The organism is Bacillus sp. REN16 (assembly GCF_020731355.1).
Taxonomy (GTDB): domain Bacteria; phylum Bacillota; class Bacilli; order Bacillales; family Bacillaceae_L; genus Ferdinandcohnia.
In genome coordinates this window covers 1-371 of the sequence record NZ_JAJFZK010000068.1, presented here as the reverse complement: position 1 = coordinate 371, position 371 = coordinate 1, and the positions used below count along the sequence as shown (strand labels likewise).

The window sequence follows — 371 nt, the reverse complement described above, 5'->3', positions numbered from 1 at the left end:
ATTTTCATGTGTTCGCTCCTTTTTTGTGGTGGTGGTGCGGGGGATTTAGAATTACCGAGTTAATAAGGCTATATAGTTTGAGAAAGTTGGTTATTATAGAGGTTTAAGAGGGGTAAGAAATAATCAGCTATCTTTTGTTGTTTGCTGAAGATCAATGCCTTTAAGATGGACTTCTATTAATTCTAGTGCATTCTTTTGTACATCAAGGGGTCTATCAGCAAGTAAAATATTAATAGCATCTAGTACTTGGGTGTCTTCATTTTCCTGTAATAACCATAGAAAAGAAACATTAAATGCATCGGCAATCTTTTTATACGTTTCTACGGATGCACCAGGTCTTGCGTCATTTTCAATATCACTTATATAGTTTT

Annotated in this window: 1 protein-coding gene; it reads right to left on the bottom strand. The window is 34.5% G+C overall.

Annotated elements, in window-relative coordinates; genetic code table 11:
• Nucleotides 1-123 precede the first annotated feature (123 nt).
• Nucleotides 124-371: helix-turn-helix domain-containing protein (locus LKW28_RS22850; RefSeq protein WP_229142708.1), on the bottom strand; the 248-nt coding region annotated here is incomplete at its 5' end.